The 19,226-nt window shown below is 66.8% G+C and carries 15 protein-coding genes; 2 read left to right on the forward strand and 13 right to left on the reverse strand.

The features are described from left to right. Nucleotides 1-24: 24 nt before the first annotated feature. The 11 genes from ACIBVL_RS35225 to ACIBVL_RS35275 all read right to left on the reverse strand — a co-directional run bounded on the left by ACIBVL_RS35225 (nucleotide 25) and on the right by ACIBVL_RS35275 (nucleotide 11,414). Nucleotides 25-2,319, reverse strand: coding sequence for a heavy metal translocating P-type ATPase (locus ACIBVL_RS35225; protein WP_399103855.1), 2,295 nt, complete (start codon nucleotides 2,317-2,319; stop codon nucleotides 25-27). Nucleotides 2,320-2,427: 108 nt separating this feature from the next. Beyond that, nucleotides 2,428-2,724, reverse strand: a complete 297-nt coding sequence (locus ACIBVL_RS35230) for a heavy-metal-associated domain-containing protein (RefSeq protein ID WP_399103857.1) — start codon at nucleotides 2,722-2,724, stop codon at nucleotides 2,428-2,430. Between the two features lie 222 nt (nucleotides 2,725-2,946). Further along, nucleotides 2,947-3,885 (reverse strand): DUF5134 domain-containing protein, encoded by a 939-nt coding sequence (locus ACIBVL_RS35235; RefSeq protein WP_399103859.1) that lies wholly within the window; start codon nucleotides 3,883-3,885, stop codon nucleotides 2,947-2,949. A 446-nt stretch (nucleotides 3,886-4,331) separates the two neighbouring features. Further along, nucleotides 4,332-5,507: a permease gene (locus ACIBVL_RS35240; protein ID WP_399103861.1), complete on the reverse strand. Its 1,176-nt coding sequence runs from the start codon at nucleotides 5,505-5,507 to the stop codon at nucleotides 4,332-4,334. A 230-nt stretch (nucleotides 5,508-5,737) separates the two neighbouring features. Beyond that, a complete protein-coding gene (locus ACIBVL_RS35245) occupies nucleotides 5,738-6,343 on the reverse strand; it encodes a hypothetical protein (protein WP_399103863.1) in 606 nt (201 codons plus the stop codon). Further along, complete coding sequence (locus tag ACIBVL_RS35250) at nucleotides 6,340-7,557, reverse strand: MAB_1171c family putative transporter (RefSeq protein WP_399103865.1); 1,218 nt, start codon at nucleotides 7,555-7,557, stop codon at nucleotides 6,340-6,342. Before ACIBVL_RS35250 ends, ACIBVL_RS35245 begins: the two co-directional genes overlap by 4 nt. Nucleotides 7,558-7,567: 10 nt before the next feature. Further along, entirely contained in the window at nucleotides 7,568-8,140 is a 573-nt protein-coding gene (locus ACIBVL_RS35255) for a hypothetical protein (protein ID WP_399103867.1), read from the reverse strand. A 195-nt stretch (nucleotides 8,141-8,335) separates the two neighbouring features. Further along, nucleotides 8,336-8,842, reverse strand: a complete 507-nt coding sequence (locus tag ACIBVL_RS35260; protein WP_399103869.1) for an XRE family transcriptional regulator — start codon at nucleotides 8,840-8,842, stop codon at nucleotides 8,336-8,338. 335 nt (nucleotides 8,843-9,177) lie between these two features. After that, nucleotides 9,178-9,546 (reverse strand): hypothetical protein, encoded by a 369-nt coding sequence (locus tag ACIBVL_RS35265; protein WP_399103871.1) that lies wholly within the window; start codon nucleotides 9,544-9,546, stop codon nucleotides 9,178-9,180. A gap of 212 nt (nucleotides 9,547-9,758) precedes the next feature. Beyond that, on the reverse strand, nucleotides 9,759-10,247 hold the full coding sequence (locus ACIBVL_RS35270) for a hypothetical protein (protein ID WP_399103873.1): 489 nt from the start codon (nucleotides 10,245-10,247) through the stop codon (nucleotides 9,759-9,761). 702 nt (nucleotides 10,248-10,949) lie between these two features. Next, a complete protein-coding gene (locus ACIBVL_RS35275; RefSeq protein WP_399103875.1) occupies nucleotides 10,950-11,414 on the reverse strand; it encodes a hypothetical protein in 465 nt (154 codons plus the stop codon). A 254-nt stretch (nucleotides 11,415-11,668) separates the two neighbouring features. Here ACIBVL_RS35275 and ACIBVL_RS35280 point away from each other — a divergent pair, with 254 nt between their 5' ends. After that, the gene (locus ACIBVL_RS35280) at nucleotides 11,669-11,998 is read left to right on the forward strand and encodes a hypothetical protein (protein WP_399103877.1); all 330 of its coding nucleotides are present in this window, start codon (nucleotides 11,669-11,671) and stop codon (nucleotides 11,996-11,998) included. 852 nt (nucleotides 11,999-12,850) lie between these two features. Here the strand turns inward: ACIBVL_RS35280 and ACIBVL_RS35285 are convergent. Then, nucleotides 12,851-13,204 (reverse strand): hypothetical protein, encoded by a 354-nt coding sequence (locus tag ACIBVL_RS35285; protein ID WP_399103879.1) that lies wholly within the window; start codon nucleotides 13,202-13,204, stop codon nucleotides 12,851-12,853. 481 nt (nucleotides 13,205-13,685) lie between these two features. Here ACIBVL_RS35285 and ACIBVL_RS35290 point away from each other — a divergent pair, with 481 nt between their 5' ends. Continuing rightward, nucleotides 13,686-15,794: an AIPR family protein gene (locus ACIBVL_RS35290; RefSeq protein ID WP_399103881.1), complete on the forward strand. Its 2,109-nt coding sequence runs from the start codon at nucleotides 13,686-13,688 to the stop codon at nucleotides 15,792-15,794. A gap of 315 nt (nucleotides 15,795-16,109) precedes the next feature. Here the strand turns inward: ACIBVL_RS35290 and ACIBVL_RS35295 are convergent, their stop codons facing one another. Continuing rightward, nucleotides 16,110-19,226 carry a type I restriction endonuclease subunit R gene (locus ACIBVL_RS35295; RefSeq protein ID WP_399103883.1) on the reverse strand — a complete coding sequence of 1,039 codons (3,117 nt, stop codon included), beginning with the start codon at nucleotides 19,224-19,226 and terminating at the stop codon, nucleotides 16,110-16,112.

Consider the following 19,226-nt stretch of genomic DNA (forward strand, 5'->3'; position numbering starts at 1 on the left):
GCAGCGGGTATCGGTTCGCAGGGTCTACTTGAAGGACCGCAGGCGCAGGCTGTTCGTGACGACGAAGACCGACGAGAAGGCCATCGCCGCACCGGCGATCATCGGGTTGAGCATGCCGGCGGCGGCGAGTGGCAGGGCCGCGACGTTGTAGCCGAAGGCCCAGAAGAGGTTGCCCTTGATGGTGGCCAGCGTCTTGCGGGACAGACGGATCGCGTCCGCCGCCACTCGCAGGTCACCCCGTACGAGGGTCAGGTCTCCGGCCTCGATCGCCGCGTCCGTGCCGGTGCCCATGGCCAGGCCCAGGTCGGCGGTGGCGAGGGCGGCCGCGTCGTTGACGCCGTCGCCGACCATGGCGACCGTACGGCCCTCCGCCTGAAGCCGCTTGACCACGTCGACCTTGTCCTGAGGCAGGACTTCGGCGATCACGTCGTCGATCCCGACAACACGGGCGACCGACTCGGCCACGAGTTGGTTGTCGCCGGTCAGGAGAACAGGCCTCAGGCCGAGTCGGCGCAGCTCGGCCACGGCCTCGGCGCTGGTCTCCTTCACCGCGTCGGCGACAGTGAGGACGCCGCGCGCCTCCCCGTCCCAGGCGACGACTACGGCGGTACGCCCCTCGGCCTCCGCAGCGGCCTTGGCCTCGACCAGTTCACAGGGCAGCTCGACGGCCCACTCCCTGAGGAGCTTCTCGCGGCCGACGAGTACGGCGTGCCCGTCGACGACGCCCTGGACGCCAAGGCCGGCGACGTTCTCGAAGTTCTCCGGTACCGGCAGGCTGCCGGCCCGCTCGATGGCGCCGGCTGCGACGGCCCGGGCGATCGGGTGCTCGGAGGCGTGCTCCAGCGCGCCCGCCAGCCGCAGGAGTTCGGCCTTGTCCACGCCCGGTGCCGTGAACACGTCCTGGAGCTGCATCCGGCCCGTGGTGACCGTGCCGGTCTTGTCGAGGACGACGGTGTCGACGCGGCGGGTGGACTCCAGCACCTCGGGGCCCTTGATGAGGATGCCGAGCTGTGCGCCGCGGCCGGTGCCGACCATGAGGGCGGTGGGCGTCGCCAGCCCGAGCGCACACGGGCAGGCGATGATCAGCACGGCCACAGCGGCCGTGAACGCGGCGGCCGCGTCACCCGTGACGGCCAGCCACCCCCCGAGAGTGGCGGCGGCGATCAGCAGGACCACGGGCACGAAAACGCCGGAGATCCGGTCGGCGAGGCGCTGCACCTCGGCCTTGCCGTTCTGGGCGTCCTCGACGAGCCGCGCCATGCGGGCGAGCTGGGTGTCGGCTCCGACGCGGGTCGCCTCGACGACGAGCCGCCCGCCGGCGTTCACCGTCGCGCCGGTCACGGCGTCGCCCACGCCCACGTCGACGGGCACGGACTCGCCGGTCAGCATGGAGGCGTCCACGGCCGAAGCGCCCTCGACGACGGTCCCGTCGGCCGCGATCTTCTCGCCCGGGCGCACGACGAAGTGGTCGCCGATCGCCAACCGCGCGACGGGGATGCGCACTTCCCTCCCGGCACGGAGCACCGAGACGTCCTTCGCGCCCAGCTCCAGCAGCGCCCTGAGCGCGGCACCGGCCTTGCGCTTCGACTTCGCCTCCAGATAGCGCCCGGCGAGGATGAACGCGGTCACGCCGGCCGCGGCCTCCAGGTAGATGGAGGAGGAGCCGTCCGAGCGGGAGATGGTGAACTCGAAGCCGTGCCGCATGCCCGGCATGCCGGCGTGCCCGAAGAACAGCGCCCACAACGACCAGCCCAGGGCGGCGAGAGTGCCGATGGACACGAGCGTGTCCATGGTCGCGGCGCCATGGCGGGCGTTCACCCAGGCGGCCCGGTGGAAGGGGAACGCGCCCCAGACGACGACCGGAGCGGCGAGAGTCAGCGACAGCCATTGCCAGTTGTCGAACTGCAGGGCCGGCACCATCGCCATGAGGACGACGGGCACCGAGAGCGCGACCGACACGAACAGACGCTGCCTCAGGGAGAGCAACTCTCCGTCCGCGGCGGGCGGCGTCGCCCGGACCTCGCCCTCGTCGTCGGCCAGGGCGGCGGGGGGAGGCGGCTGCTCGGCCGTGTATCCGGTCTTCTCGACGGTGGCGATGACGTCGGCGACATCGATTCCGTCCGCGTACGAGACCTTCGCCTTCTCCGTGGCGAAGTTGACGGTCGCCGTCACACCGTCCATGCGGTTGAGCTTCTTCTCGATGCGTGCCGCGCACGACGCGCAGGTCATGCCGCCGATGGAGAGCTCGATCTCGGAGACGGGCGCCGACGGGGGCGGCGTCTCACCGGGACGTGTCTTTTCGGGAGCCGTGCTGGTCATGGAGATTCTCCTGGGGAAGGCCGGGACGTACGGCGTCCGTATCAGCGGAGCGGCACGCCCCGGCGGGAGGAAAACGCGTGGTCCGGGGCCGGCTGACCCCGGACGGGCTCATGCCGGGCCGACGAGCTCGTAACCTGCCTCGTCGACGGCGGCGCGGACGGCCTCCTCGTCGAGCGGGGCGGCGGAGGTGACCGTCACCTCACCGGTCCCGGCGACGGCCGTGACCGCGGTGACGCCGCTCAGCTCGGATATCTCCTGCGAGACCGCGCCCTCGCAGTGCCCGCAGGTCATGCCGGACACCTTGTAAACGGCGGTGACGCCGCCGGCCCGGGAATCGGAGGCGGCGCCGGTGTGGCACGAACCGCCGGTGGAGCAGCAGGAGCCGGAGTTCTTCTGATCGGTCATGGCTTTCCATCCTCGGAGGTCGATGCGTGGACGACGCTCCGGGAGGAGCTCGTCCCCGCTCCTCCCCGAACGCACCCACACTATATACCCCCCTGGGGTATCCATGAGGGTGAGGGCGCCCACAATCGCTGGACTGGCTGCCGTGGTGTCCCTTGCCCGGCCGGCCGGCGGCCGGACCACCGCAAGGTGGGCGCCACCCGGCGCAGCCGGACGTGCCGACGGCTACGCGACCATCATCAGCAGCATGGCGGACATGGTTCCGCCCATCCCGATGTGAGCGGCGAGGGCCGCCTCGGGTGTAGCGCCGGCCCTGCGGCGACGACCGCCGTGGCGGCCCCGCTCCGCCGTGCGGGCCTTGTCCCAGACGGAGACCGTCAGCGACGCCAGAAACACCACGACGGTGTCCGGCATGGAGAGCAGCCAGCGGCCCCAACCGCGGCGCCGGCCGTTTTCGCGGCCGACCGTGAGACCGTTCCGTGCGGTGCCGCGGATGCGTGCCCAGACCGACGCGGCGATCGACAGCAGGAAGTAGACGGCGAGCGCGGCTATCACCAGACGCCAGACAGAAGGCGACGACGACGCGTTCGCCCCGGCGGCAGAGGCGTGCGCGGGCATGTCAGCCATGTCCATCCCCGGCATGGACCCCATGCCGGCCATGCCTTCCATGCCTTCCATGCCTTCCATGCCGGCCATGCCCTCCATGCCCTCCATGCCTTCCGTCCCGCCGGAGTGCCGCGAGGTCGCGGCATCCATCCCCGGCATGCCCGCCATTGCGGAGCCGTGGCCGTGGCCCAGCGCGAGGACGGGCCCGGACGACGTCGTCGTCATGGCCAACGTCATGATCACCATGCCGACGCTGCCGACGATGAGATGCACCCAGTGGCGGCCTTCCTTCCAGCCGCGTTCGCGCGCGTGCTTGACGGCCAACGCCAGGGCACCGAGCCCGAGGAGGGCGAACACCGCCGCCCACCACAGGCCGTACCCCCCGTACCAAGCTGCCGTCGCGGGCAGGGCCATGGTGGCCATGCACACCCCCATCAGCAGATCACCGCCCGCCGCGAACCGGCCGTCGCCGCTCGTGGTCACGACCCGGACCGCGCTGACGGCGGCGACCAGGGCGGCGACCGCCGCTATGGACCAGCTCAGAGCCAGAGTTCCCATGTCCACCCTTCCATGTGCGTCCCACTGAGCCGCGCAAGCGCTGGGCGGCTGGGACCTAGTACGCACGGGCGTGGGGGGAGGACTCAGAATCTGCTAAGCAGATTAGTGTTCGAGGGTTCGTCGGGCGCGTCGAGGTCGCCCCCGCAAACAGTGACCACTGCGTCTCCGGACAGCCGCAGCAGGGCCCGGTGCTGACACTGCCGTGCTTTGCAGTGTCGGTCAGCGAACCGACGACTGCCGGGCACTGGGCGAGCAGGGTTCCAAGGACCATCGAGTCCACCGGCGCCACCTTCGGACTCGGACTCGGACTCGGCCTGGCCGGGCATGGTCTAAGGTCATCCGGTCCCCTCCCGATGTGGAGGCCCTGCGGCGGGAGGCGACCTCGGAGCGCTCAAGGACAAGGGATGACTGAGCGCCGCACTGATGCGGCGGACAGCACCGGATGTTCAGTGCTGGTGACCGCCGTGCGCAGGGGTGTCGTGGTCAGCGTGATCGGGCGAGCCGCCCATCATCCGCATCATTGCCGGGCCGCCGGTGCGCCAGAACCGTATGAGCAGGGATGCGGCCAACAGCAGGAAGGCGATGTTGAGCCAGGTCGTGTAGTTCCAGGTGATCCCTTCCTCGGGGATCTTCGCGTCTGCCTGGTCGGGGACCAGTCCCAGCCCGCCGAAGACGAACTCGACGACGTACCCGGCGACCGCCATCGCCGCGAAGAACGTGACCAGCAGGAAGGCGGCCATTCGGGCGCCGTAGTACTTCCGGTAGATGTTCAGGATCGGGAGGATCAGCAGGTCGGCGTAGATGAAGGCGATCACCCCGCCGAAGCTGATCCCGCCCTTCCACAGCACCACGGCCAGGGGCACGTTGCCGATGGAGCAGACGAACGTCGCGATCGCCACCAGCGGTCCGACGAGCGGCCCGATCAGCTTGGCGGCGAGCGGATGGTCCGCCAGGAAGAACGTCTGCCAGAACTCGTCCGGCACCCACGCGGCGATCGCCCCCGCGATCAGCAGCCCGGTCACCAGGTCGCGCAGGATCGCCGCCCACTCCATGACGAAGATGTGCGAGACCGACGTGAAACCGTCCCGCGAGAACAGCCGGCGCACGAAGCCGACCTCTCCTTGCACGGACATGTCCATCGCCGCATGGCCCTCCATGGATCCGGCCACCCCGCGCTCGGCCTGCTCCCGGGCCTGGCGCAGCAGCCGCTCGCGCAGGAAGATCCGGAACAGGATGGCGAGTACGACGATCATGATCGGGCCGCCGACGAACTCCGCGGCCGTGAACTGCCAGCCCATCAACAGGGCCAGGATCACGCCCAGTTCGATCACCAGGTTGGTGGAGGCGATCTCGAAGGCCATCGCCGCGGTGAAGTCCGCGCCCTTACGGAAGAGGGAACGGGCGAGGGCGACGGCCGCGTAGGAACAGGAGGACGAGGCCGCGCCGAGCCCGGCGGACACGGCGAGGGTACGCGGCCGGTCGTCGCCGAGCAGCCGTACGACCGTGGCGCGGCGCACCAGTGCCTGCACCACTGCGGAGAGGGCGAAACCGAGGATCAGCGCCCAGGTGACCTCCCAGGTCATCGACCCGGCGATGGACAAGGCGTGCCCGAGAGCGTTCACGGAGCTGCACCTTTCCCGAAGCAATGGAGGCCAACGGTGAGTATCCCCCCGGTCTCCTGTGGGGATGCCGCCGCCCGGGATGAGTTCCCGGCCGGCGGCGCCATGTCATGACGCACCTCGCCCACGACCCGTGCGGAGATCCTGTCCATGCTGAAGGGCTGGAACATCCCGGTGAAACCGTCCTGGGAGAACCCGTCATGGGGGGCGAGCAGCAGGGATGGCGCGACCCCTCAGCGCAGCCCTGCGAACGTGCCCGCCGCCACCACCGCGCCCAGTGCCGCCCCTGCCACCACCTGGGCCGGAGTGTGATCGCGCAGGGCGATGCGGGACCAGCCGATCAGGGCGACCAGGGGGTAGGCGGCCAGCAGCCAGGGCCCGTAGGTGAGGGCGAGGATGGCGACGCTGCCGGAGGAGACGGCGGCGTGGACGGAGATCTTCCACGCGAAGGTGATGGCCATGATGACGACCAGGGTGGCGACCATCGCCGCGATGAGCGCGACCATGGCCGACGGGGCGCCCAGGAGGCCCATCAGCAGGGTGCCGGTGGTGACCGAGCAGATGATGAAGACCAGTACCACCAGCCGCTGCTGACGCACCCCGAGGTGACGGTCGGCCCAGGTGCCGCGCTTGATGCCGAGCTTGATGAAGAGCACCGGGATGACGGCCGCGAACAGTGCGCCGAACAGCCCCCATCCGACCCCGGCCAGCTTGTCCGCGTGCCAGCCGACGAGCAGCGTGACGACGAGGATCCAGTTCTTCGGCTCGAAGTAGTCGGTGACGAGCCGGGCGGCGCGGGACTCCGGGGGAGTCGTGGGAACGGTTTCGGTGGTGGTCACTGGGAGGCCTTCTGCTGGGCGGAGTGGGCGCCGTCATGGGCGCTGTCGTGGGTGCTGTGGGTGCTGTGGGTGCTGTGGGTGCTGTGGGTGCGGACGAAGTCCCGTACGGTGTCGGAGGCCCGGGCCGCCTCGATCCGCCGCAGCCACCGGGCCTCGGCCCTGAGGTCGAGGTCGACGGCGGCGTCATGGCCGGCGGAGCCGGCGTCCCGGCGCTCGACGGCCTCGTCGGGGGCGCGGCCCGCGAGCTTGGCGTGGCGCGCGATCTCGATCCAGCAGGCTTCCGCGATCTCCGGCCGGGCGGCGGCCTCCGCGGCGTCCCGCTGGGCGGCCGAGACATGCGGCTGGAGGGCGAGGATGGCGTCGCGGATCTCCACGACGCGGCGGTGCAGCCGCATTCGCAGCTCGCGGCGGCGCAGCTCCTCGCCCAGCACCACCTCGGGGACGGCCCCGGTCAGGTCCTGCCACAGCGGGCGCAGCGCGCGCAGATACCGCCACTGCCAGGCCGCCTGCCAGGCCACTCCGACGGCCGGTACGGAGCTGCCGACGAGGATCAGGCCGATGGCGGCCTGCTTCATCACGTCGGTGACCGTGCTCGCGTTCTCGTCGCTGCCGGGCCCGGCCACCTCGGTCAGGCGCAGTACGAGGTAGACGGCGCGGGAGAGCGAATAACCGACGCCGACGGCCGTGCCCGCGCCGAGCAGCCGCAGGCCGGTGCGCAGCCAGCCCGCGCCCGCGTGGCGGCTGGAGCCCCAGAACAGCCAGGTGGCCATGGCCATGGCGGTGCCCAGATAGGCGAGCCAGACCAGCAGATAGGCCGTGGCGGGGACGGATCCGGCGCTGCTCTCGAAGAAGTCCTCGGCCTCCGCCCGGCGCGGTATGAACGCGAAAAGCACCGTCAGCACGGCCATGGTGGCCCCGGCAGCGGCCATCCGCAGCCGTACCCCGGCACGCTGCTGGGGCCGGGCGATGACGAAGACGAACTCCAGGACGGCCGCCGCGGCGATGATGCCCAGGTACTGCTTGAGCAGGGTCGACAGGTTGACGATGCCGGTGTCGTCGTCGATGGCGTGCATGATGGGCGGGCGGCGCAGCGTCATGGCGAGCGTCAGCGCGGCGAAGGCGAACCACAGGGTGCGCTGCTTCGACGACCGTACGGCCGACGGAGCGCGCCACAGCGCGACCGCCCACAGCAGGATCAGAACAACGGTGCTCATGCGCGCGCCCTCACGATCTGCGGCCTCGGGAAGTGTCTCGGGAAGTGCGGATGGGGTGGCCGAGGGCGTCGCCCAGCCGGTCGAGCACGGGGTTGGTGGTGGCCTCGTGATCGAGGATGCGGTGGCTGAGAATCGTGGCCAGAAGTTCGGCGTCCTTCTCCTCGTTGTCGCTGTAGCTGGTGCGCCCGAGGATGTGCAGCACCTGGTCGAGGTCGATGCCGAGGTCGTCCTCGTCGTCCGGCGCGTCCACGCTGTCCGACAGCAGCCGGGTGGCGTAGGCGGGCCGTTCGGCGTCCGGCGAGCCGTGGTCCAGGAGCAGGTGGGCGAGTTCGTGCAGCACGATCTGGAGCTTGTGCAGGGCACTGGTCGCCGGCTCGTAGAAGATCAGGTCCGAGGTCTCGGTGGCCACCAGGACCCCGCAGGGCATGCTGCTGTTCGGGGCGCCCTCCAGCGGAACGAGGCGCAACGGCCGGCCTCGCCGGGCGGCGATGCCCTCGCAGAGGGCGTCGAGGTCGAAGGGGCGGGGGATGGCGACCGCGTCGGCGACGGCCTCGCAGCGGGCGCGGCGGCGCGTGATGTACATGCGGTCCTCGCTGGCCGGGCGGACCCGGGCTGGCCGTGAGCTCCCGGTGTTCATGGCGTTCCGCCGAAGCGTTGTCCGCGGAACGGAACGAACAGATTTCCGCGCGGAGCCTAGAAGATGGCACGCCTGTGCTCAAGTCGCGCCCAGCCGGTTGTGCCGTGCACCGATGCATTCAGGTCACGGACGGGCCGGAGGTCAGGACTTGGCGTCCCGCGCCCGGCCGGGCGGCGGCTCCGGCAGTCCCTCCAGCCTGCGTGCCTGGTCGATCACGCCACGGATGGCCTGGATGCTGCCGGCCGACAGGCCGTTCATGCGCAGCGCGACGTCCCGTACGTCGCTGTCCTCCAGGGCCTTCACCAGTTCCCGCTGGGCCCGGGTCAGTTCGACGCGTTCCTTGATCCGGGCGAGTTTGGCGTCGACCCGGTCGGCCACCTCGTCGTCGAGGAAGTAGGTCACCGGGACGCCGAAGAAGCCCGCGATCACGGTGAGCGTGCTGACCTTGGGGTCGGTGATCTCGCCCTTGCGGATCTTCTGGATCGTGGCGTGCGAGACCGTCGGCCCGTCCGGCCCGGCCTTGGTGCGGATCCCCTCGGCGATCTCCATGTAGCTGAGCGGACCCCGGTCCGGAGGATGGACGGTGCCGATCAGGTGGTCGAGCTTCTGGGCGATGGTGCGCCCGCCTGCCGGATTTCGGCTGTCCACCTGATCACCCCTCGCTGCTGACGCGGCCGACATCTCTTGCCGCCCTCGGCGGCACTTCACTACGGGCCCCTACTGTGGACCGAAGTTTACGGATGAGGATAGCGGCGCCGCTACGTAAAGTCTGATTGACAAGTCGGCACCACTCTCGGCATGCTGAGCGAGGCCCGTAAAACAGAGTAGACGGCGCCGCGTGCGGTCTACGGGGGAGCGCATGCTGCGCCGTCCACGACGGGAGCGGGCCAGCACGGGGGAACGGGGGAAGTGCCGGGCCGGGAGCGGGGGTCTTCCGGCCCGGCACTTTTTTGTGTCCGGGAAGCGTTCTCGCTCCCGGGGCGTCAGCCCAGCCGCTCTACCGCGGCGTGGCGGCGGTGGCGCCGCTCTCGTAGAGGAGCAGGGCCACGGCCGCGTTGCTCGTCCAGACGTCGGGGGTGCCAGCCGCCGGTGACGTCGGGTGTGCCGTAGACCAACGGGTAGGCGGCGTACGTGAAGGAGCCGGAGGCGTAGGCACTGTCACCGGCGAGGCCCGCGGCGGACGTGCCCGGGCTGGTGAGGACCGCGCCCTCTCCGTCGCTGCCGAGGACGCCCTTGCGCAGCACGAGGTTGCTCGCCGCAGTGCGGTAGGTCATGTCGGCCGCGCCGTCGGCGTTGTAGTCGGCGAGGGCCACGAAGTCCCGCTCCTGGTCGCCCCAGGCGGAGGATGTCATCGACCTGGGTCTTCTTCGTGGAGCGGGTGACGAGAATCGAACTCGTGCTCTCAGCTTGTGAAGCTTGGGTCTACGGGCTCAACAGTCCCGCTGACCTGCTGTCGAGCCGCGTCATCACCCGACGGGGCCTCTCTGGGTGGGTGACCGCTGTTCCCCGTGGTTCCCCGCAGTATCTGGCACGGCTCTGGCACGGGGCGGTTCAGGCGGGTTAGTCAGTCGCCCCGCGAACCCGGCACGCCGATAAGGGATCCGAGATCGGTGGAGGCGGTCAACGAGTGGGCCGAGGTCCTGAGATCGTTCTCCCATCCCGGGAGTTCGTCCGGTCCCATCCATTCGCTGTAGTCCGCTGCGACGGAGAGGAACTGTGTCTCCTCCGGTGTGCGGGCGGCGACCGTCATCGACAGCCGGTCGGCTACGTCCTTGGGGCCCAGCTCGCCTTTCGCAAGGCCGAACGCGAGGTTCACGAGGAGCCAGCGGCCGGCTGTCTCCTCGTCGGGAAGAGGTATGGCGAGTTCGTGCAGTGCTTGGACGTACAGTTCACGAATCTCGGTCTCGTCGCTCCCGCGCGGCAGGCCGGCCAATTCGCGCAGGGCGGGGGAATCACGCCCGTCAACGAGTGCATGAGCAGCAAGCATCGGCAGCTCCTCGGGTAGGAGTACCGCCGCCACATACCGCCAAGCGCTGTGCTGCAACCGGTCCATGCGCTCATCGTGAGAACAACGAGACTTCCTGGCAACCCGATTGCCGATCCGGCCTCGGCTTCCGTGGGGAGCGACCTCTTTGTCCCGAAGCAACCTGAGTGTGGGCGCTGCCTTGGGCTGGTAGGGCTCTCACTTGCCTGGCCGATCCAGACCGCACCGGAACGCAGAAGACGGTGTGCTCCACGTCGAACAGCACCCCGTCCACCGGCCAGGCCAACCGCTCCGCCAGGTCCTCCGGCTCGCCATCCCGCCAATCGGGCCAACCGCGGCTCCCTGTGGGTAGCCCTGCGCCCAGCAGCACGCGGTGCTCCGGCGCGAAACGGAAACCCCAGCGCTCCTCGACGTGATCAAGTTCCCGCTCGCTCATGCCTCGCTTCACCTCGACGCGGGCAGAGAGCATGGCAAGCAATGCCTGAGCGTCTTCGGAGGTCAGTGGGTTAGGAGCTGATCGGAGTCATGCGTGGAACGGTAGGACACCTTGGGGAGTGCGAGCAGGGGCGATTTCGCCGAGACCTCAGCTTGGGAAACTGCGGGCACGGAGGGCCTGTTGTAGGCGCTGACCGCCTGGAACGGCCGGTTCGCGACCTCTGCGGGCTCAGCTGCTCTTAGCGTGACTCCCGGCTGTTCCCCCTCGATCTGGTGCGCTTGTGGTGCGGTCACTGTCGGCGTGGGGCTCTAGGAACCGGCGCGACTGCAAGCGCCTCAGAGGTGTTGCTTGGCTGTTCTGACCAGTCGGCTGATGTCGTCACGGGTCCGTACCCTGGCGTCGTCGAGTTCGGTTCTGCTATCTGTCTTGGACAGTGCCGTAACGTCTGCCAGCAGGTCCTCCGCGGCCCGGCTCAGCGTCTCGTCGTCGGTGAGCATCTGCACCCTGAACAAGGCCTCTTGGGCGTTGGAGCGTAGGTCGTAGGCGCGGATCCGCACCGCGTCGGCGTCCTCCGGCGGTGGCTGTTCGTGCTCGCAGAACCAGAGGTGAACCAGGCAGCGGCGGTAGTTGACCAACGCGCCGGCGTAGGCAGAGTAGGCATCGAGTCGTTCCTGCCGGAGCTTCTCGCGGCGGGTGAACTGGTGGCTCCTGTCGGTGGTGCGCTGCTGGAATGCCAGGGTGATCCCCGATCCAAGCAGCGTTCCCAGGACGGCTATGCCGCTGGCGATGATGGTCTCCACACCCCAAGCTGATCACGCATCGCCGTCCTCCATGGGCATAACGCAACTCGGATGCCCACACGCTTTCCAACTGTGGTGGTGCCTCGCGGGGCCGCTGTAGGGGGTCCTGCACCTGCGTTCATGGCCGTTCGGTCGCGGGAGCGGCTACGGGTCCGGTCCCCTCTGAACGCCCGTGAACGGCGCTGAATGAGAAGGAAAATGAGACGGAGGGCAGGGCCGGGCTCGCTAGCATCGTCGCTGTTGAAGGGGGAGCCATGGCACTGGTCCGCAAGGGATCACGCCGGATCGTCGTCGACGGCACGGCCTATCGTTGGCGGCTGCGAGGCCGGCCGACGTACTTCCAGGCGCTGGCCTGGTCGCCGTGCACGTTCGCGGTCGAGCATGCGGATACCCCGGGCATGACGCTCGTGGTCACCATGAACGAGCCTCATCCGAGCAACTGGTTCGGACGCGAGGCCACGCCTGTATTGCCGTCCGGCGTTGCCCAGGCCATTCAGCTTGCTCTCCGCGCGGGCTGGACTCCGACGGCTCCGGGCTCCCCGTTCCACCTCGACCAATCCGCTGGCTTCGTGCCCTCGTCCTGAACGCGGTGGCGCTGGCACGGCTACCTCTTGCAGTGCTGGCAGGCTGTGAGCCCTTGCTCCTTGGCCCAGTCCTCGGATATCGACTCTTGACCCATGTAGGTGTCCGGCTTCCCGTTCAATGACGGGCAGTTGGCGTCAGTGTGGTACTTGGTTCGATGGTCCCCGATGCGTACGTGAACAGTGCTCATGAGGTCTCCTGCGTCGCTTGCCCGACGATGTGTAAGCCAGACACGGTAAGAAAACCCCATCTTGTCGGACGGCTACCCCTGGGGGAAACCCGTTCGGGCGGGGGGCGCTGACCTGCGGGTTTACTGGCGGCGGCTGCTCCTCGACTGTCATTGTCGGTCGTCGTCGAGTGGCCTTGGGGGACCTCGTACGGCCCAGGGACGGCCCGGGGGTGATCATCACGGACCGGCTGGTTGGCCGACTGCGGGCACTTCCGATTGGCCGACTGCGGGCACTTCCGACGCGGGCCGCCTGAACCTCAGCCGACGACAGCCAGCCACGACGGCGGGCGCGCCGACCGACCACGCACGCGTATGCCTCGCCCCGCACCCCCACCGACTCCAGCCACGCTGGCATGCCGCCGACCAGAGCAAGCCACGACGGCCGGGCCGTGACCACGGTGCCAAAGCCCTCAGTTTGGGAAGCTTGGGTCATGTAGGGGCGGTTGTAGAACTGACCTGCGGAGGAGCGGAGACGGGGCCTGACTGGCAGTCGACCTGGTCCCCGCCATTCCCCGTGGTTCCCCGCACGGCCTGGCACGGTCCTGGCACGACGTGTCGTGCTGTTGACCTCATCGTGACTACCGGGCATATGTGTACACGTAGGCCCCGTCCTGCGTCGTTCAGGTCAGCCGTGGATGTCACTTGCCCGGCCAGGGAACAGCGGAGGTGGGGTCCACGCCAGTCCGTTCCTGGCGAGCGTCGCCAGGATCCATGCTTGGCCGGCCGGACCTGCCACATTCCAGGTCCAGGCCATGGGGCGCTTCTGCTTGCGCGATAACCTCCACCGGGATTCTCGTCTCGCACCCATGGCAATGTTGTGAGCAAGGTCAGCAAGCCAGGCGATGCATGCGACGTAGTCATCGTCGGGCCAACTGGCAAGCGGCTGGTGCCGTCGGGCCATGTGTCGAATCTCGATCACAGCGGAGTAGGTCAGCATGGCCATTGCTGCATGGTCGTCAACGCGTCGATCCTTGCTCATGAGGCCCTCCAGCTTGCTGATGCCGCGCACCCTAGCGTGAGCTCGACGGCGCCGCGTTGCCGGTGTCCCGCTCGGGCCGGGGTCTGCGCACACGGCTCCGGAGGGCGCGTGCACCCCATGAGTTTTAGCAGGTCAAACAGGAAATACTTGCGCTGTGAGACACGCTGGTCCACAGATAGGCCGCGGACCGTAGGCCGTCGTGGCGACCTACAGCTCGTGGGGCGGTAGTCGCTGGCGTACTTGGGAAGCGACGCCCAGCCATGCCGCGGTGAGGGACTACGTCCAAGTAGTCCTTGGCCAGGCTCGGTTGGGGGCACTGCCTGGCTTGTGGCATCGGGTGTCGACTGCTCCTCGTCTTCTTCGCGATGCGTCGATGGAACTAGCATGTGCCTTGGTCTGTCGCGTCTGTACGCGCCCGGCTCAGTATGTTCACGGGCGTTGTGAGGTGGGGATGAGCACAAAACAGCGGGGGTCCTCCAGCATGCCGACCTATGTCCAGCACATCCGGCCCGCGCTGCTGCGGAACTACTCGGGCCTGATCTTCGAAGACGATCTAAAAGGTTACGATCAGAAAGGTCGGGATAACCGCTTCCTCTCGCGGGCGTTGGCGGCCGCCGCCGTCCGTTTGGTGACCGGCTGCGACTACGAGACGGCCGGCCAAGCTGTGATCGACGGCGAGGAGGATCAGGGCATTGACGGTGTCGCCGTGGGGGATAACTCGCGGGACGTCTGGCTAGTCCAAGCCAAGTGGAGCGATGAGGGAAAGGCGAAGCTAGACAAGGGCGAGGCCCTGAAGTTGATCGACGGGCTCCGGATCATCGACCGACGTGACTTCGACCAGTTCAACGAACGGCTAAGTCCCCACGTGGCGCAGTTGGACGCGGCGATGGGTGACCCGCGATTGCGGATCACCCTAGTCATCGCGGTCATGGGGGAGGGTGTGCTCTCTGAGGCTGCCACAGAGGTACTGGACCGAGCGCGCGCAGAATTCAATCACAATCAGGATCCAATGCTCAGGTACCAGGTGTTGAACAGCGCCGATTTCCACCGGCAATTGCGTCAAGACCTGCAACCGGACCCAGTCAACGTACAGGCCACAATGTCACGCTGGATCAAGCGGGACACTCCTTTCGAGGCTTGGCAGGGCACCGTGGCGGTCCGCGATATCGCTGATTGGTATGCCGAGCACGGCGACACACTTTATGAGCAGAATGTCCGAAATTCTTTGGGGATTACCCGGATTAATTCCGGCATCAAAGAAACTTTGATGGAAGAGCCAGAAAATTTCTGGTATTTCAACAACGGAATCACCGTTCTGTGTGACGACATCGTGCCTCATTGGCCAGGGCGGCGCAGGCCGGACGAACCGGTAAGGCTCGGACTGCATGGCGTAAGTGTTGTCAATGGTGCACAAACTGTCACCTCGATCCACGAGGCGATGTTGCGGAATCCTGACAGCGTTGAGAATGCCGACGTCACTGTCCGAGCATTTTCTTTGGGTGAGGACCGGCATGTCTATGCCAAACGAATCACCGAGACAACAAACACGCAGAATGACGTTTCACGGCGTGATTTTATCGCTCTGGAGCCGAATCAGGCAAAGATCCGGGAGGATTTCCAGCTGTCGTTGGGCAAGGTTTACGTCTATAAGCGGGGCGAACCTGATCCGGCGCCGGAGGCCGGATGTTCCGTGGTGCATGCGGCGATCGCGCTGGCGTGCGCCCACCACAGTCCGGAACTCGCTGTGCGCGCCGGCCAGGACACAGAGCTTCTTTGGGATCGTGGCACCGGTGGTGCATACCCGCGGTTGTTCGGCGAGGTTCCTAGCGCTCATCGAATCTGGCGCTCGGTGCAGGTACGCCGTGAAGTAGGAGCGGCGTTGGAGGTCGAGCAGAAACGGCTACACGGACGAGCTGCCGATATGGCGCGGCGCGGGGACATGCTCGTCACGCATCTCGTCTTCCAGCTTTTCGATAAAGACCTGCTTGACGAGCCGAACCTGGACTGGCAGCCAACGCTGGACCGTATCCCTGAGATGACATCGTCGGTGTTGTCCTGGCTGATCCATCACGTCGACGCCGAGTATGGCAAGAACTCTTTTCTCGCGAACACCTTCACTGATGAGACTCGCTGCAAACACTTGGCTAAACGGGTTCTAGAGGACCTAAGGCGCGGTGGCACCATACCGGTTCTTCCGGACGACTACCGGCCTCCAGTTCGGGCTCCACGTAAGCAACGGCGACCCAACGCGGTGCACACGCTCGTCAGTGCGCGGCGCCTTAAAGACGGCACTCCATTGGTTTTCCGTCCTAAAAGCGATGTCGAGAAGCAGGCTGTGGCCGGCTGGCTGGCCGAGGACTCGCAGAGAGCAAAGGCGACGTGGGTTAACGACCGGGTCAAATGCCTGCTATGGGCATACGACGAGAAGACTTATTCTGCGACCGGTCTCGTCACGCGGATCTGGGAGCTCGCAGGGTACGAAAATTCCCCCGTTGCAGTGCAGGGTCCGAGCCGTTGGACGACGGACGGCGTGAACTCACTTTGGGACCTCGCACTTCAGGTACTCAACGACGCTAACGATTCGGGCTGACCCTCCTCGGGACCGCACGGAGCACTCCGAATTGCACAGAACTACCTGCACGCGTCGGCCCGTTGTCTTTCGCGCTCGCGCCTGGCATCAGTTACCTTGGCCCCGTACGCCATCGTTAGAGCATTGTCGCACGGGGCCTTTCGCTGTCCTGGTGCGTTCGGTGCGCGCCTTGGTCACATGGGAGACAGATGGGAAAAATCCGCACCGAGCAGCGCAGGATCGGAGCCGAGGGCGGCCGCGGTCGCCGTGTTGACGACGGGCGCTACATCGGGTCCCCTCCGACCTTTGCCTGCGCCGAGCTGACCATGCCAGCCTTTACTCGGCCTCAAGACGAACGCCATGGAAGGCTCCTGCGATGATGCTGTCCAGGCCCTTTCCGTCGCCGACGACCTCGTCGACCGCCTTGCCGAGTTCGCCGGGGGCACTCATGAGCGTTGCCAAGATGCGGTCGCGTACTTTGGGGGACTTTAGGAAGTTTTCCAGACTGTTGCCCAGGGCGCGCGAGCGCAGCATCTCGTCGTCCTTGGCTGCCTTGATGACCAGAGCCATAAGCCCGGCGATCGTGGCCTCAGAGAGGTCGTCAAAAAGGGTGTTGAGGGTGTCTATGACGTCCAGGAGTGGCACCATCTTCGGGTCGCGGGACTTGGCGGTACCGATCGCAGAGGGGCCGGTGAGCTTGTCGCCGGACCGGTCGACCGAGACGTTGGAGATGCCCTTGTCCTTCTGCTCGATCGCGACCAGTCGGGCGGTGGAGATGTCGACCTCATCGTGGGCATTCTCCTCACGGATCCAAGCAGCCAACTCGCGGCAGAACGGGCACAGCCTTTCCAACGGGGATCCGGTCAGGTCGTAGATCTGCGAGAGGAAGTCGTACAGGCGCACGAAGGAGGAGACGTTCTTGCGGAACTGCTCCAGGCGCTCGATCTCCTGCTTGTCTTCGGCCTTGCGGGCGGCGTCCAGTGCCTGCACAAACCGCGTTTGTGGGCGAGACATCGCGGCTTCGACCGCGGCACGATTGCCCTCCTCTACCCCGCGGGTGAACTCAGCCAGATCGGCCGGATCAAAGATGCCGAAGGTTCGAAGACCCGCAGCAAGCACATGCAGCTGGTTGGGGTCGGTCTCCGATTCGATCTCGGCCTCTTCATAGAAGGTCGCGAACGCCTGCTGGATGTCCAGAGGCTCGTTGACGAAGTCCAGGATGTACACGCGATCCTTGACGATGTGACCGTCTCGAAAGGTCCGGTTCAGGCGCGAGAGGGTCTGCACGGCCTGGATGCCGTCCAGGCGCTTGTCGACGTACATCGCGCACAGCAGGGGCTGGTCAAACCCGGTCTGGAACTTATCTGCGGCAATCATCACCCGGTAGTGCGGCCCCGCGAAGGCCTCGGCCAGGTCGGAACCGGCGCCAGGATTCATCTTGGCCTCAGTGACCTCATCGACCACCCCGACCTCGGGGTCCTCCAAGGTGCCGGAGAACGCGACAAGGGTGCCCAGGTCGTACCCTTTGGCCTTGACGTACTTGTCGATGGCAAGCTTGTACCGCAGGGCGTGCTTGCGCTCGGAGGTCACGATCATGGCCTTGGCGTGACCGTCCAGCTGTCCGGCCACGTTCGCCCGGAAGTGCTCGACGATGATCTCGACCTTCTGCGCCACGTTCGTGGGGTGCAGACGCACGAACCGCTTGAGGGCCTTCGCCGCGGACTGCTGATCAACCAAATCGTCGGTGGCATCCGCCGAGACATTCACACCGTTCCTCTTGATCACCTCGGCGATCTGGTACACGGTCCGATAGGACTGATAGCACGGCAGCACATCCAGGATGAACCCCTCCTGGATGGCCTGCTTCATCGAGTACACGTGGAACGCCGCCGGCAGACCGCCCTCGTGCTTCGGGCGGCCGAAGAGTTCGATCGTCTTGGCCTTCGGCGTGGCCGTGAACGCGAAGAAGGACACGTTCGGGACCGGATCCTCGACCATCGAGTTCAAGGCGTCCTCGGTGTCGATTCCCTCTTCCTCGACCACCTCTGCGCCGCCCGAGAGCAGTACTTTGCGGACCTTGGCCGCGGTGGCGCCAGCCTGCGACGAGTGTGCCTCGTCGGCGATGACGGCGAAGCGGTGCCCCGCCAGGGAGGTCTCCTGCTTGAGGTGCCTGAGGACCGCTGGGAAGGTTTGGATGGTGACCACCACAATGCGTCGGCGGTCCTGCAGAGCCTTGAGTAGGGCCCTGGATTTGGAACCCTCGTCCGCACGGGCTTTCTTGTCGACGTTGTAGACGTAGTCTGGGGTGCCCTCGATCTGCAGCACTGCCCGTTGCATCTGGTCATCCAGCACCGTGCGGTCGGTGATCACGATGACCGAGTCGAAGACCTTCTGCCCGGCATCGTCGTGCAGGTTGGAGAGATGGTGTGCGGTCCATCCGATCGTGTTCGTCTTGCCAGACCCAGCTGAGTGCTGAATTAGGAACCGACCGCCGGCGCCCTCTGCCTTGACCTGCTCGATCATCTGAGCCACGGCCTGCCACTGGTGGAAGCGCGGGAATACCAGGTTCGTAGAACGCTTACGCTCCTGCGTGATCGCGTTCGTAGTCGTTTTCGAGTCCACGAACAGTAGCGACCCGAAGATGTCCAACCACGTGTCTCTGTCCATGACCTGCTCCCACAGGTAGGACGTGGCCGCACCGTGCGGGCGGGGCGGATTTCCCTTGCCGCCCTCAAAGCCCCGGTTGAACGGCAGGAAGTAGGTCGCTTCCCCAGCCAGCTTCGAGGTCATCCGCACCTCGGACTCGGTAACCACGAAGTGCACCAACGCTCCGGTACCGAACTCCAGCAGCGGCTCGCCCTTGGGTAGACGGTCCCTCTTATACTGCGCCACGGCCTTGTCGATGGACTGCTTGAAGTTCGTCTTCAGTTCGAAAGTGGCCACCGGAATGCCATTGATGAATGCGACCAGATCTATTGAGTCGTGCGGCTTCTTGACCGAGTAATAAACCTGTCGCATGATGCGCAGCCGTACCTTGTCGTAGGCACCCATTAGCGTGGCGTTCGTCGGGTCCGCCGGACGCCACTGCGTCATCTTCAGCTCGTCACGCAGACCTACAGGAACATCCGAGCGCAGCAACTGCAGCGTCCCGCCCGGGCCACCCCCTGAGTTGTCCAGCGGAGTGGAGCGCAGCTGCACGATAAGGTCCAGCAGCTGCTGCTTGGCGCTCGCCTCCCGAGAGGTGCCCTCCCCGATTCCGCGCACCCATGCCTTCGGGCTCAACCCCTTGAACCACGCGTAGATATCCTCGGGAAACAGGGCACGCTCACGGTCGTACCCATTGTCATTGGTGGAGTACAGCCACCCGTGCTGTGCCAGGTACTCACAGATCTCATCCTCGAACGCTTCCTCATGCACAAGGTTCACTGACGTCGAGGAGCTGTACTCCACCAT

This window comes from Streptomyces sp. NPDC049687 (assembly GCF_044465285.1).
GTDB lineage: Bacteria > Actinomycetota > Actinomycetes > Streptomycetales > Streptomycetaceae > Streptomyces.

Excerpts from the sequence above, each read along its gene's own strand:
- ACIBVL_RS35225 (WP_399103855.1), bottom strand. The coding sequence starts at position 2,319 with ATGACCAGCACGGCTCCCGAAAAGACACGTCCCGGTGAGACGCCGCCC.
- ACIBVL_RS35230 (WP_399103857.1), bottom strand. The coding sequence starts at position 2,724 with ATGACCGATCAGAAGAACTCCGGCTCCTGCTGCTCCACCGGCGGTTCG.
- ACIBVL_RS35235 (WP_399103859.1), bottom strand. The coding sequence starts at position 3,885 with ATGGGAACTCTGGCTCTGAGCTGGTCCATAGCGGCGGTCGCCGCCCTG.
- ACIBVL_RS35250 (WP_399103865.1), bottom strand. The coding sequence starts at position 7,557 with ATGAGCACCGTTGTTCTGATCCTGCTGTGGGCGGTCGCGCTGTGGCGC.
- ACIBVL_RS35255 (WP_399103867.1), bottom strand. The coding sequence starts at position 8,140 with ATGTACATCACGCGCCGCCGCGCCCGCTGCGAGGCCGTCGCCGACGCG.
- ACIBVL_RS35265 (WP_399103871.1), bottom strand. The coding sequence starts at position 9,546 with ATGACATCCTCCGCCTGGGGCGACCAGGAGCGGGACTTCGTGGCCCTC.
- ACIBVL_RS35270 (WP_399103873.1), bottom strand. The coding sequence starts at position 10,247 with ATGGACCGGTTGCAGCACAGCGCTTGGCGGTATGTGGCGGCGGTACTC.
- ACIBVL_RS35280 (WP_399103877.1), top strand. The coding sequence starts at position 11,669 with ATGGCACTGGTCCGCAAGGGATCACGCCGGATCGTCGTCGACGGCACG.
- ACIBVL_RS35285 (WP_399103879.1), bottom strand. The coding sequence starts at position 13,204 with ATGAGCAAGGATCGACGCGTTGACGACCATGCAGCAATGGCCATGCTG.
- ACIBVL_RS35290 (WP_399103881.1), top strand. The coding sequence starts at position 13,686 with ATGCCGACCTATGTCCAGCACATCCGGCCCGCGCTGCTGCGGAACTAC.
- ACIBVL_RS35295 (WP_399103883.1), bottom strand. The coding sequence starts at position 19,226 with ATGGTGGAGTACAGCTCCTCGACGTCAGTGAACCTTGTGCATGAGGAA.